This is a genomic window from Leifsonia poae (assembly GCF_050632865.1).
Taxonomy (GTDB): Bacteria; Actinomycetota; Actinomycetes; order Actinomycetales; family Microbacteriaceae; genus Leifsonia; species Leifsonia poae_B.
The window spans coordinates 1-13,359 of the sequence record NZ_JBODSA010000004.1 but is presented as its reverse complement, the minus strand read 5'-3'; the positions used below and the strand labels follow the sequence as shown (position 1 = coordinate 13,359).

Below are 13,359 nucleotides of genomic sequence, written 5' to 3'. Positions count from 1 at the left end.
GGCCGCGTGACGCGGCCGTCGATCGGGTCACCGCGCCCGGTCGCCCAGAACAAGGAGCAGCCCGCAATGGCAACCAGCAACAACGGCATCATCGACCCGCCCATCGACGACCTCCTGTCGCGCGTCGAGTCGAAGTACGCGCTCGTGATCTTCGCCTCCAAGCGGGCCCGCCAGATCAACGACTACTACGCCGACCTGCACGAGGGCAGCCTGTTCGACAACGTCGGCCCGCTGGTCGACTCCTCGGTCGACGACAAGCCGCTGTCGGTGGCGCTGCACGAGATCAACGAGGACAAGCTCGTCATCAAGCCCATCTCCGCGGAGTAACGCGAGACCCAGCAGCAGTACAGCCGCAGACCGTCGCAGCCGGGGAGCCCCCGGCCGAGGAGAGGTGCCGCCGTTGAGCCCACGATTGACCGTCGTCGTCGGAGTGACCGGCGGCATCGCCGCATATAAAGCCGTCGGAGTCATCCGCGCGCTGGTCCTCGAAGGTCACTCGGTGCACGTGGTCGCCACCGAGGCGGCGCTGCGGTTCGTGGGGCGGCCGACGCTGGAGGCGATCAGCCGCAATCCGGTCGCGACCGACCTCTACGAGGGCGTCGCCGAGGTGCGGCATGTGGCGATCGGGCAGTCCGCAGACCTCATCGTGATCGCGCCGGCGACGGCAAACACCATCGCGAAGCTCGCCGCCGGCATCGCCGACGACCTCCTCGGCAACACGGTCCTCGCGTCCACCGCTCCGCTGGTGATCGCGCCGGCGATGCACACCGAGATGTGGCGCAACCCGGCGACCGTCGCCAACATCGCGACCCTGCGCGGCCGTGGCGTGACGATCGTCGGCCCGGCGAGCGGGCAGCTCACCGGCAACGACTCCGGCCCCGGCCGCATGGAGGAGCCCGAGGTCATCGTCCGCGCGGCCTTGCGCGCCGCCGGCGCCACCCCGCGCGCGGTCGAGGCGCCCGCCCCCATCGCGCTTCCGGCCGCATCCACGGTCAACGACGTGGTCGTGCTGTCCGAGCGCCGCCGGGCCAACGAGGCCGCCCGCCTCCCGCGCGGCGGTGTGGACCTCGCCGGCAAACGCGTGGTCGTGACCGCCGGAGGGACGCGCGAACCGCTCGACCCCGTGCGGTTCCTCGGCAACCGGTCCAGCGGGCGCCAGGGCGTCGCGATCGCCGCCGCCGCGCAGGCGCGGGGCGCCGAGGTCGTCCTCATCGCCGCTCACCTCGAGGTCGAGCCGCCCGAAGGCGTCGAGCTGATCGAGGTGCAGACGGCGCTGGAGCTGCAGGAGGCCGTGACCGAGGCCGCGCGCGCCGCCGACATCGTCGTGATGACCGCCGCCGTCGCCGACTACCGGCCGGCCGAGACCCGCGAGTCCAAGATCAAGAAGGCCGACCAGGGCGACACCCTGACGCTCGAGCTGATCGCCAACCCCGACATCCTCGCCGGGCTCGCCGCGAACCGTCGCGAGGGGCAGGTCGTCGTCGGCTTCGCGGCAGAGACCGAGCCGGACCCGCAGGCGCTCATCGAGCTGGGCCGCACCAAGCTCGAGCACAAGGGCAGCGACTTCCTGGTGCTCAACCAGGTGGGCTGGTCGCAGGGCTTCGCAACGGAGAGCAACGAGGTCGTGGTGCTCCGAAGGGGCGGCGATATAGTGATGGAGGCCTCGGGCAGCAAGCTGTCGGTGGCCGACCGTATCCTCGACGTCATCGCCTGACAGAGTCGGTCACACTCACCACCCAGGGAGAACCCATGGCAGATCTGCGTCTCTTCACGTCCGAGTCCGTCACCGAAGGTCACCCGGACAAGATCTGCGACCAGATCTCCGACAGCATCCTGGATGCGCTGCTCACGGTCGACCCGCACAGCCGGGCCGCGGTCGAGACGCTGGTCACCACCGGCCTCGTGCACGTCGCGGGCGAGGTGACGACGCGCGGCTACGTCGAGATCCCCGCGCTCGTGCGCAACAAGCTGGTCGAGATCGGGTACGACTCCTCCGACGTGAGCTTCGACGGCACCCAGTGCGGCGTGTCCATCTCGATCGGCGCGCAGTCGCCCGACATCGCGCAGGGCGTCGACAACGCGCTCGAGACCCGCGCCGAGCAGAGCCACGACGACCTCGACCGCCAGGGCGCGGGCGACCAGGGCATCATGTTCGGGTACGCCACCACCGAGACCCCGCAGTACATGCCGCTGCCGATCTGGCTGGCGCACCGCCTCGCCGAGCGCCTGGCCTCGGTGCGCAAGGACGGCACGCTCGACTACCTCCGTCCCGACGGCAAGACGCAGGTCACCATCGGCTACGAGGGCGCTGTGCCGAAGTCGGTGCAGACGGTCGTGCTGTCCACGCAGCACGCGCCGCACGTCTCCAACGAGCAGCTGCAGGCCGAGATCGTCGAGGAGGTCATCAACCCGGTGCTCCACGGCGCCGGGCTCGAGACGTCGCACATCCGGACGCTGATCAACCCGACCGGCCGCTTCGAGATCGGCGGTCCGAAGGGCGACGCCGGGCTCACCGGCCGCAAGATCATCGTCGACACCTACGGCGGCGCGTCCCGTCACGGCGGGGGCGCGTTCTCGGGCAAGGACCCGTCGAAGGTCGACCGCTCGGCCGCGTACGCCATGCGCTGGGTCGCCAAGAACGCCGTCGCCGCGGGCTTCGCCGACCGCCTCGAGGTGCAGATCGCGTACGCGATCGGCAAGGCGGCGCCGGTCGGCCTCTACGTCGAGACGTTCGGCACCGCGAAGGTGCCGGAGGAGCGCATCATCCGCGCCATCCAGGACGTCTTCGACCTGCGTCCGGCCGCGATCATCCGCGACCTCGACCTGCTGCGCCCGATCTACGCGCAGACCGCGACCTACGGTCACTTCGGCCGCGAGCTCCCCGAGTTCACCTGGGAGCGGCTGGACCGCGTCGACGACCTGCGCTCGGCCGCAGGACTCTGAGGGTGGCGGCGGCCGCACGGGTCGCCCGGGTCGTCATCGACTCCCCGCTCCCGCAGCTCGACCATCTCTTCGACTACGCCATCCCGGAGGAGCTTGCCGACGCCGCGGTGCCCGGGGTGCGCGTCCGCGTGCCGCTGCGCTCGGCCGGGCGGGTGGCCGACGGGTACCTCGTCGAGGTCGGTGCGCCGGACGACGCGTTCGAGGGGACGCTGAGCCCGATCGAGGCGGTCGTCTCGCCCGCGCGCGTCCTGACGCCGCAGGTCTGGAGGCTGGCGCGTCGCCTCGCCGACCGCAGCGCCGGCACGGCCAGCGACATCCTGCGCCTCGCGGTCCCGGGCCGGATGGTCCGGGTCGAAAAGGCCTGGCTCGCCTCCCGCGCTGCGTCGAGTGGTGACCCCATGTCTCCCTCCGCCTCCGATGGCGACGGGATGTCACCACCGACGGGAGCGATAGGGCCGGTCGTCCCCGTGCGCGGATACGGGGAGCGGGTGCTGGAGGATGCGGTGGCGCGCGACGAGCGGATCGCTCTGCGCGCCATCCCGCGGCTCGTGCCGCTTCCCGACGGGACATGGGTCGGGGAGTGGGCCGTCACCCTGGCCGCGTTGGCCGCGGACTGCTGGCGCGGCGGCCGCACCGCGATCATCGCCGTCCCCGATCACCGCGACCTGGAACAGCTCGCCGCCGCCCTCGCCGCCGTCGCGCCTCCCGAGGCCGTGGTGCGCGCCGACGCCGGCCAGGCGAACGCCGACCGGTACCGCGGATTCCTGGAGGCGCTGTCCGGGCCGCGCATCGTCATCGGCAACCGATCGGTGGTCTACGCGCCCGCGTCGCGGCTCGGGCTGCTGGTGGTCTGGGAGGACAGCGACCCGCTGCACGCCGAGCCCCTGAGCCCGTACGTCAACACGCGGGATGCGGCCCTGGTGCGCCAGGAGCTGGAGGGCTGTGCGCTCATCCTGAGCGGCAACATCCGGAGCGTCGAGGCGCAGCGGCTGCTCGAGCTCGGCTGGCTGCGCGACGTCGGCCCCGAGCGTGCGATCACCCCGAAGATCGTGCTCACCGCCAACCAGCAGGCGCCGGAGCCGATGGCGCGAGCGGCGCGCATCCCCTCGACCGCGTGGCGCACTGCCCGCGAGGCGCTGGACGGTTCGAGCGGGCGACCCCGCGGCCCGGTGCTCGTGCAGGTCGCACGCCCCGGCTACGCGCCCGTGATCGCCTGCGCGAACTGCGGGCAGGCGGCGCGCTGCATGCACTGCAAGGGGCCGCTCCACCAGACCCGGGCTGGTGCACCGCCGTCGTGCACGGTGTGCGGTCGCCTCGCCACCGACTGGCAGTGCGAGCACTGCGAGCACCGGCGGTTCCGGATGGTGACCGTCGGCTCCGGGCGCACCGCAGAGGAGCTGGGGCGCGCGTTCCCCGGGACGCGCGTCATCCTCGCCGACGGCGACCACCCCGTCCAGCGCATCGGCTCGGCCCCGGCGCTCGTCGTCGCGACCCGCGGCGCCGAGCCGATCGCCGAGGGCGGATACCAGGCCGTTCTGCTGCTGGACGGCGAGCGGATGCTGGCCCGCGAATCCCTCCACGTCGCCGAGGACTGCCTCCGCTGGTGGCAGAGCGCGGCCGGCCTCGCGGCGCCGGGCGCGCCGACCGTGCTTGTCGGGGTGTCCGGACCGCTCGCCCGCGACTTCGCGACCGGCCGCCTGGTCGAGTTCGCGCACGCCGAGCTGGTGGACCGCCGCGAGCTGCGCTTTCCGCCCGCCGTCCGCCTGGCGTCAGTGACCGGTGCCGAGGCGACCGTGACGGAGGTGCTGGAGGCGGTGGACGCGTCCCTCCTCATCGACGTGCTCGGCCCGGCGCCGGTGGAGCCGGACGGCGCGTCGGCACGGCGCGCCGGCCCGGACCAGGTGCGCGCGGTGCTGCGGTTCGAGTACGCGCACGGCACCGACGTCGCGGCCGCGGTACGCGCCGCCGTCGTCAAGAACGCGACCCGCCGCCGCCGCGCCCCCGCCGGCCGCCCCGGCTACCGCCCCGCGCCGACGCTCCGCGTCCGCTTCGACGATCCCGAGATCCTGTAGCCCTCCACCTACTCGTCCCAACACGCCGTTACGCCCGGCCCCATAACGGCGTGTCGGGCCGATTAGGTGCATCGATGGGACGCAACACGCCGTCATTCGCCCGCGCATGACGGCGCGTTGCGTCCCATGGATGGTCGGCTGCAGCCTTACCTACTGGTCCCAACACGCCGTTACGCCCCACCCCATAACGGCGTGTCGGGCCCATTAGGTGCATCCATGGGACGCAACACGCCGTCAGCCGGGACGAATAACGGCGCGTTGCGCCCCATGGATGGTCGGTTGCCGCCCCACCTACTGGTCCCAACACGCCGTTACGCCCCGGCCCATAACGGCGTGTCGGGCCGACCAGGTGCATCCGTGGGACGCAACGCGCCGCTACCGCCCGCGCATAACGGCGCGTTGCGTCCCGTGGATGGTCGTGCCTGTGTGGTCGCCGCAATGCAGGCACGGGGGACGGCGTGTTGCGTCACGCAGAGGGATGGCGCGGCGCGGAGTAGGCTGGGTGGCCGTCCCGAACCGAAAGAACCTTCATGCGCATCGTCTTCGCAGGCACCCCGGCCGTCGCCATCCCGTCGCTCGAGGCCGTCGCCGCGCGCCACGAGGTGGTCGCCGTCGTCACCCGCGAGGACGCGCCCCTCGGCCGCAAGCGCGTGCTCACGCCGTCGCCGGTCGCCGAGGCGGCCGAGCGAATGGGGCTGCCGGTGATCAAGGCGAACCGGCTGCGGGAGGAGGTCACCGACCGCATCCGCGACCTGGCGCCCGACCTCGGCGTCGTCGTCGCCTACGGCGGCCTCGTGCGCGAGCCGCTGCTCTCGCTGCCGCGCCTGGGATGGGTCAACCTCCATTTCTCGCTGCTCCCGCGCTGGCGCGGCGCGGCCCCGGTCCAGCACGCGGTGATCGCGGGCGATACGGAGACCGGGGCGGCGGTGTTCCGCCTCGTCCCCGAGCTCGACGCGGGCGACGTGTACGCCGAGCTGCGCCGTCCCATCGGCCCGGATGAGACCGCCGGCGAGCTGCTGGACGCCCTGGCCGTCGACGGCGCCGCGCTGCTCGCCGACACCGCCGACGCGCTCGCCGCCGGGACCGCCCGTGCCGTCCCGCAGCAGGGCGAGCCCCGCCCGGCCCCCAAGCTGACCCTCGACGACGCCCGCCTCGACCTCACCGAGCCGGCCCACCGCGTCTACGCCCGCCTGCGCGGCGTCACTCCCGAGCCCGGCGCGTTCGCGCTCCTCGGCGGCGAGCGCTTCAAGGTCCTCGCCGCCCGCCGCACCGACGGTGAGCCTCCACTCGACCCGGGGGTCGTGGAGACACGCGACCGCCGCATCCTGGTCGGCACCGGCACCGACCCGCTCGAGCTGGTCACCGTCCAGCCCGCGGGCAAGCGCGCGATGGCGGCGGCCGACTGGATGCGCGGCGCGGCACAGGGCGACGAAGGCGTGGTGCTCTCGTGACCCCGCGCCCCGACGCCCGCGGTCGCGGCAACCGCCCGCAGCAGACGCACGTCCAGCCTGCCCGCCGGGTCGCCTTCGACGTCCTCCAGGCGGTGCGCGAGTCCGACGCCTACGCCAACCTGCTCCTCCCGACCCGCATCTCCCGCGCCGCGCTCTCGCCCGCCGACGCGGCCCTCGCGACCGAACTGACCTATGGCACGCTCCGGATGCAGGGCTACTACGACCGCGTCATCCAGATCGCCGCGGGACGTCCGGTGGACAAGATCGACCCGCCGCTGCTCGACGTGCTGCGCCTCGGCGCGCACCAGCTGCTGTCCACCCGGGTCGCCGCGCACGCGGCGGTGAACGAGTCGGTCGGCCTGGCCCGCACCGTCGGCAGCCGCTCGGGCACCGGCTTCGTCAACGGCGTCCTGCGCGAGATCGGCCGCCACACCCCGGACGAGTGGAAGCAGCAGGTCTCCGGCCGCGCCAAGAACGAGGACGACCGGCTCGCCGCCCTGTACTCGCATCCGGTCTGGGTGATCCGCGCGTTCCGCCGGTCGCTCGACGCGGAGGGGCGCGGCGACGAGCTGGAGGCGCTGCTGGAGGCCGACAACACGGCCCCGCGCGTCAACCTCATCGCCCTGCCCGGTCTGGCCGAGGAGCCGGAGGGCGCGCGCCCGGACCGCTTCTCGCCTCCGGGGTTCACCACCGGCGGGGAGACCCGCAGCACCTGGTGGAGGAGGCGGACGGCCGCATCCGCGTGCAGGATGAGGGCTCCCAGCTGGCCGCCCTCGCACTGACGCGCGCGCAGCCCGTCGTGGCGGGCGAACGCTGGCTCGACCTGTGCGCCGGTCCCGGCGGCAAGGCGGCGCTGCTCGCGGCGGAGGCGCTGGCCGGGGGAGCGTCCCTGGTCGCCAACGAACTGGTGCCCGCCCGCGCCGAGCTGGTCCGCCGCGCGCTCGCGCCGGTCCCGCTCGAGGTCCCGGTGTGGGAGAAGGACGGCGTGGTCGTCGGGCAGGAGAATCCCGAGGCGTTCGACCGCATCCTGCTCGACGCGCCGTGCACCGGACTCGGCGCGCTCCGCCGCCGCCCGGAGGCGCGCTGGCGCAAGACTCCGCGTGACGTCGCGGAGCTGACCGTGCTGCAGGCCGCCCTGCTCGACTCCGCCGTCGCCGCGCTGAAGCCGGGCGGGCTGCTCGCCTACGTCACCTGCTCCCCCACCTCGCCGAGACGCGAGGGATCGTCCAGGATGCGCTCGACCGGCACGCGGGCGTCCTGCAGCTGGAGCCGACCGCCGAGCTCATGCAGGCGTTCACCGTCGAGCGGATGGACCTCGCCGGCGACGGGGACACGGTGCAGCTGTGGCCCCACCGCCACCTCACCGACGCCATGTTCATCGCCCTGCTGCGCAAGACCGCCGACGCCCCGGCCTAGGCTGGAACGCATGGGACACGTGCGCATCAACCCGAGCATCCTGGCCGCCGACTTCGTCAATATGCAGTCCGAGCTGCAGCGGATCGACACCGCCGACCTGGTGCACGTGGATGTGATGGACAACCACTTCGTGCCCAACCTGACCTTCGGCCCGCAGATGGTGGGCCGCATCCAGGACGTCAGCCCCATCCCGCTCGACGTGCACCTGATGATCGACGACCCCGACCACTGGGGCCTCGGCTACGCCGAGCTGGGCGCCTACTCGGTGACCTTCCACGCCGAGGCCGCCCACGACCCCATCTCGCTGGCGCGCCGCCTGCGCGCGATCGGCTCGCGGGCCGGCATCGCGCTGAAGCCGGGCACCGCCGTCGAGCCGTATCTCGACCTGCTGGAGGAGTTCGACCAGGTGCTCGTGATGACGGTCGAGCCGGGATTCGGCGGCCAGTCGTTCATGCCCGAGATGATGCCGAAGCTGGTCGCCCTCCGCGAGGCGGTCGAGGCGCGCGGCCTCGACGTGTGGCTGCAGGTCGACGGCGGGGTCACCGAGGAGACGATCGTCACCGCGGCCACCGCGGGCGCCGACACGTTCGTCGCGGGCTCCAGCGTGTTCCGCGGTGAGCCCGCCGACCGCATCCAAGCGCTCCGGGACGCCGCCTCGGCGCACGCGCACTGACGCGCCCGCTACGCTAGAACGGTGAAAACCTTCGACGACCTCTTCGCCGAGCTGAGCGACAAGGCGCGCACCCGCCCGGAGGGTTCCGGCACGGTCCGCGAGCTGGACGCCGGCGTGCACGCCATCGGCAAGAAGATCGTCGAGGAGGCCGCCGAGGTGTGGATGGCCGCCGAGTACGAGTCCGACGACGCGCTCGCCGAAGAGGCCTCCCAGCTGCTCTACCACCTGCAGGTCCTGCTTCTCGCGAAGGGCCTGACCCCGGCCGACGTGTACCGACATCTGTGATGGCTCGCCCCCATCCACGAATCGTCGACACGAAAGACCGAACATGCTGAAGATCGCCGTCCCCAACAAGGGATCCCTCTCCGAGACCGCGGCGCAGATGCTGCACGAGGCCGGGTACATCGGCCGCCGCGACCCCAAGGAGCTCATCGTCACCGACGCCCGTAACGGCGTCGAGTTCTTCTACCTGCGGCCGCGCGACATCGCGACCTACGTCGGCTCCGGGGCGCTCGACGTCGGCATCACCGGCCGTGACCTGCTGCTCGACTCCGGCTCACCGGCCGCCGAGATCGAGGCGCTGGACTTCGCCGCCTCCACCTTCCGCTTCGCCGGCCCCGCGGGGTCTTCACCGAGCTGGCCGACCTGGAGGGCAAGCGCGTCGCGACGAGCTACCCGGGCCTGGTCGGCGCCTTCCTCGGCGAGAACGGCGTCAGCACGTCCCTCATCAAGCTCGACGGCGCCGTGGAGTCGGCCGTGCGGCTCGGCGTCGCGGACGCGGTCGCCGACGTGGTCGAGACCGGCTCGACGCTGCGCAAGCAGGGTCTGGAGATCTTCGGCCCGGTCATCCTGGAGTCGGAGGCCGTGCTCATCTCGTCGCCCTCCGAGGCGGCGGGCGTCGACACGCTGGTCCGCCGGCTGCAGGGCGTCATGGTCGCCCGCCAGTACGTGCTCATCGACTACAACCTGCCGGTGGCACTCCTGGATGCTGCGGTCGCCCTCACGCCGGGCGTCGAGTCGCCGACGGTGTCGCCCCTCGGCGAGCCCGACTGGGTGGCCGTCCGCGTGATGATCAAGCGCGACCAGACCAACCACATCATGGACGCGCTGTACGAGCTCGGCGCGCGCGCCATCCTGGTCACCTCCATCCACGCCGCGAGGATCTGATGGGCGTCTCGGTCCGCGTCATCCCCTGTCTGGACGTGGCCGCCGGCCGCGTCGTGAAGGGCGTCAACTTCCAGAACCTGCGCGACCAGGGCGATCCCGTCGAGCTCGCCGCCCGCTACTTCGAGCAGGGAGCCGACGAGCTGACCTTCCTCGACGTGACCGCCACGGTCGACGAGCGCGCCACCACCTATGACGTGGTGCGCGCGACGGCCGAGCAGGTCTTCATCCCGCTCACGGTCGGCGGCGGCGTGCGCAGCCCGGAGGACGTGGCGAAGCTGCTCGGCCACGGCGCCGACAAGGTGGGCGTCAACTCGGCCGCCATCGCGCGACCAGAGCTGATCGCCGAGATCGCCGCGCGCTTCGGCGCCCAGGTGCTCGTGCTGTCGCTGGACGTGAAGCGCTCGGCGGCGACGCCGTCGGGGTTCGTCGTCACCACGCACGGCGGGCGCACCGAGACCGACCTCGATGCGCTGGAGTGGGCGCGCCGGGCGATCGAGCTGGGCGCAGGGGAGCTGCTGGTCAACTCCATCGACGCCGACGGCACCAAGGAGGGGTTCGACCTGGAGCTCATCCGCGAGATGCGCGCGCTGAGCACGGTCCCGGTGATCGCATCCGGCGGCGCCGGCAAGCTCGGCGACTTCGTGCCCGCGATCGAGGCGGGGGCCGACGCGGTGCTCGCCGCGAGCGTGTTCCACCAGGGCGAACTGACCATCGATCAGGTGAAGGACGAACTGGCCGCGGCCGGGATGGAGGTCCGACGATGAGCGACACCACGAGCACCACGAAGCCGGAGGCGGTGCTGGAGCGCATCCGCTTCACCGACACCGGCCTCGTGCCCGCGATCATCCAGCAGTACGACACCCGCGAGGTGCTGATGATGGGGTGGATGGACGCCGAGGCGTTCCGCCGCACCATGACCGAGGGACGCGTGACGTTCTGGTCGCGCTCGCGCCAGGAGTACTGGCGGAAAGGCGACACGTCCGGCCACGTCCAGTACGTCAAGGGCGTCGCGCTCGACTGTGACGGCGACACCCTGCTCGTGACCGTCGACCAGGTGGGCGCCGCCTGCCACACCGGGACCCGGACGTGCTTCGACGCGGACGTGCTGCAGCCCGAGGTCGGCGCGAGTCCCGACATCGAGGCGGCCGACCTGTGATCCGGATGCCCGCCGCCACGACCGAGCGCGAGGCGTTCGACGCGCTCGTGGCGGAGCATCGCGTGGTCCCTGTGGTCCGCGAGCTGTTCGCCGACGGGGAGACGCCGGTCGGCATCTACCGGAAGCTCGCCGCCGGCCGCGCGGGGACCTTCCTGCTGGAGTCGGCCGAGCAGGGCGGGATCTGGTCCCGCTTCTCGTTCGTGGGCGCCGCCTCCTTCGGCGTGCTCACGCAGCAGGGCGACGACGTGCGCTGGCTCGACTACGGCCTCTCCGCCGACCGCGCCCTCGGCACGGCGGCGACGCTCCGGCCGCTGGAGGCCCTTGCGGCGCTCCACGCCCGCTGGCAGACGCCGCGCATCCCGGGCCTGCCGCCCCTCACCGGCGGTCTGGTCGGGTTCATCGGCTGGGAGGCCATCCGCCAGATCGAGCGGCTGCCCGACGCGCCGCCGGCCGACCTCGACGTGCCGGGCCAGGCGCTCGCGTTCGTCGCCGACCTCGTCGTGATCGACCATAGATCCGGGTACGTGAAGCTCATCGCCAACGCCCTGGCCGACGGCACCGACGACACCGAGACCCTGTGGGCGGACGCGCAGGGCCGCCTCGACCGCATGCAGCGCGAGCTGTCGCAGCCGTCGGAGGCGTGGCTGGAGGAGGTCGATCTCCTCACGCCCGCCGAGCCCGTCTCCCGCACCCCACGCGAGGACTTCCTGGCTTCCGTCGTCACGGCGAAGGAGCGCATCGTCGACGGCGACATCTTCCAGGTCGTCATCTCGCAGCGCTTCGAGCTGGAGTGCACCGCTCCCGCGCTCGACGTCTACCGCGTGCTCCGCGCCCTGAACCCCAGCCCGTACATGTACCTGCTCTCCCTCGAGAAGCCGGACGGCGAGGCGTACCAGATCGTCGGATCGTCGCCCGAGGCGCTGGTGAAGGTGCAGGAGGGACGCGCGTTCACGCATCCCATCGCCGGCTCCCGTCCCCGCGGAGCGACCCCGAGGAAGACCTCGACCTCGAAGCGTCCCTCCTCGCCGACGACAAGGAGCGCGCCGAGCACCTGATGCTCGTCGACCTCGCCCGCAACGACCTGCTCAAGGTGTGCGAGGCCGGTACCGTCGAGGTGACGGAGTTCATGCGCATCGAGCGGTTCAGCCACATCATGCACATCGTGTCCTCGGTGGAGGGCGACCTACGTCCGGACGCGACCGCGATCGACGTGTTCCGCGCGACCTTCCCGGCCGGCACGCTGTCGGGCGCGCCGAAGCCGATGGCGCTGCGCATCATCGACGAGCTGGAGCCCGCGCAGCGCGGCGTCTACGGCGGCGTGATCGGTTACTTCGACTTCGCAGGGGACGCGGACCTCGCCATCGCGATCCGCACCGCGACGATCCTTGGCGGCGTCGCGCGCGTGCAGGCCGGCGGGGGACTGGTCGCCGACTCGGTGCCCGAGAGCGAGTTCCAGGAGTCCGTCAACAAGGCCGCGGCACCGCTGCGTGCGGTCGCGGTGGCGAACGCGATGAAGCGGGTGCCCAATGCCCGCTGATGTGGCAGCCGGGCGTCGGGTCAAGTACACGACGATGCTGCTCCTCGTCGTGGGGAGCGGCCTGGCCCTGCTCGCCGCGACGCAGACCTGGTTCAGCATCCGCCTGACCGACACCGCGAACCACTCCGCCACGATCAGCGTGGCCGGATCAGTGGCCGCCCCTGCGCTCACCGCCCTCGCGCTCGCGGGTCTGGCGCTGACCGCTGCGCTGGCGATCGCAGGTCCGGTGTTCCGGATCGTGCTCGCGCTGCTCGGCATCCTGCTCGGGGTCTCCGTCCTCCTGTCGGCGATCACCGCGGTGTCGGATGCGGTGGGCGCGTCCGCCTCGGCCATCACGTCCGCGACAGGCGTGGCCGGCGACGCCTCCGTCCGCCACCTCGTGCACTCCGTCGAGACGCAGTTCTGGCCGTGGCTCGCCATCGTCGCGGGTGTCGTGATCGTGCTCGCGAGCGCGGCCGTGATCGTGTTCTCCCGCCTGTGGCCCGGGCCGTCGCGCAAGTACCAGACCCGGTTCGCGGGGGAGGACGGCCGCCCGGCCGAGGAGGTCGTTTCGGAGGCCGCGGAGGACGATGAGTCTGCCGCGGACGCCGCAGACGACACGCCCGGGGGGCCCCAGACGCTCGACCGCGACACCGCCATCGACAGCTGGGACGAGCTGACGCGGGGCGACGACCCCACGCGCTGAACCACTAGACTGGGTGCGTTCCATCCCCCGTGCGCGCCCGGCGGCGTGCACCCGACGTGCAGGAGTCCCATGAGCAGCGAGTCAGTCGAACCAGGCCACGGTCACTCGCCGGCGGCGTGGACGGCCGTGATCATCATGCTGGTCGCCTTCACCATCGGCGCGATCGCGTTCTTCTTCGACGCCCCGATCATCGTGTGGGCGGCGGCGGGACTCGCGATCATCGGCCTCATCGTGGGCTGGGTCATGAAGCGTGCGGGCT

11 protein-coding genes and 3 pseudogenes are annotated in these 13,359 nt (G+C 72.4%); all 14 read left to right on the top strand.

Annotation, left to right across the window (positions count from 1 at the left end; genetic code table 11):
- Positions 1 to 66 precede the first annotated feature (66 nt).
- Complete coding sequence (gene rpoZ / locus ACRAWB_RS17650; protein WP_064109190.1) at positions 67 to 327, top strand: DNA-directed RNA polymerase subunit omega; 261 nt, start codon at positions 67 to 69, stop codon at positions 325 to 327.
- Positions 328 to 412: 85 nt separating this feature from the next.
- The gene (locus ACRAWB_RS17645; protein ID WP_431354809.1) at positions 413 to 1,714 is read left to right on the top strand and encodes a bifunctional phosphopantothenoylcysteine decarboxylase/phosphopantothenate synthase; all 1,302 of its coding nucleotides are present in this window, start codon (positions 413 to 415) and stop codon (positions 1,712 to 1,714) included.
- Between the two features lie 35 nt (positions 1,715 to 1,749).
- Positions 1,750 to 2,943, top strand: coding sequence for a methionine adenosyltransferase (gene metK, locus ACRAWB_RS17640; RefSeq protein ID WP_363809194.1), 1,194 nt, complete (start codon positions 1,750 to 1,752; stop codon positions 2,941 to 2,943).
- Between the two features lie 2 nt (positions 2,944 to 2,945).
- Positions 2,946 to 5,015 (top strand): primosomal protein N', encoded by a 2,070-nt coding sequence (locus ACRAWB_RS17635; protein WP_431354552.1) that lies wholly within the window; start codon positions 2,946 to 2,948, stop codon positions 5,013 to 5,015.
- 530 nt (positions 5,016 to 5,545) lie between these two features.
- Entirely contained in the window at positions 5,546 to 6,466 is a 921-nt protein-coding gene (fmt, locus tag ACRAWB_RS17630) for a methionyl-tRNA formyltransferase (protein ID WP_431354551.1), read from the top strand.
- Positions 6,463 to 7,882: pseudogene (locus ACRAWB_RS17625) on the top strand (RsmB/NOP family class I SAM-dependent RNA methyltransferase). The gene fmt and the pseudogene ACRAWB_RS17625 overlap by 4 nt, the downstream one beginning before the upstream one ends.
- A gap of 10 nt (positions 7,883 to 7,892) precedes the next feature.
- Positions 7,893 to 8,555, top strand: a complete 663-nt coding sequence (gene rpe / locus ACRAWB_RS17620) for a ribulose-phosphate 3-epimerase (protein ID WP_431354550.1) — start codon at positions 7,893 to 7,895, stop codon at positions 8,553 to 8,555.
- A 21-nt stretch (positions 8,556 to 8,576) separates the two neighbouring features.
- Positions 8,577 to 8,840 carry a phosphoribosyl-ATP diphosphatase gene (locus ACRAWB_RS17615; RefSeq protein WP_431354549.1) on the top strand — a complete coding sequence of 88 codons (264 nt, stop codon included), beginning with the start codon at positions 8,577 to 8,579 and terminating at the stop codon, positions 8,838 to 8,840.
- A gap of 43 nt (positions 8,841 to 8,883) precedes the next feature.
- Positions 8,884 to 9,722: pseudogene (gene hisG / locus ACRAWB_RS17610) on the top strand (ATP phosphoribosyltransferase).
- Positions 9,722 to 10,486 (top strand): imidazole glycerol phosphate synthase subunit HisF, encoded by a 765-nt coding sequence (gene hisF, locus ACRAWB_RS17605; RefSeq protein ID WP_431354548.1) that lies wholly within the window; start codon positions 9,722 to 9,724, stop codon positions 10,484 to 10,486. Before hisG ends, hisF begins: the two are co-directional and overlap by 1 nt.
- On the top strand, positions 10,483 to 10,878 hold the full coding sequence (gene hisI, locus ACRAWB_RS17600) for a phosphoribosyl-AMP cyclohydrolase (RefSeq protein ID WP_431354547.1): 396 nt from the start codon (positions 10,483 to 10,485) through the stop codon (positions 10,876 to 10,878). The genes hisF and hisI overlap by 4 nt, the downstream gene beginning before the upstream one ends.
- A 5-nt stretch (positions 10,879 to 10,883) precedes the next feature.
- Positions 10,884 to 12,415: pseudogene (locus ACRAWB_RS17595) on the top strand (anthranilate synthase component I).
- Positions 12,405 to 13,100: a Trp biosynthesis-associated membrane protein gene (locus ACRAWB_RS17590; RefSeq protein ID WP_431354546.1), complete on the top strand. Its 696-nt coding sequence runs from the start codon at positions 12,405 to 12,407 to the stop codon at positions 13,098 to 13,100. Before ACRAWB_RS17595 ends, ACRAWB_RS17590 begins: the two are co-directional and overlap by 11 nt.
- A 69-nt stretch (positions 13,101 to 13,169) precedes the next feature.
- On the top strand, positions 13,170 to 13,359 hold a 190-nt coding region (locus tag ACRAWB_RS17585; RefSeq protein WP_431354545.1), incomplete at its 3' end, for an HGxxPAAW family protein.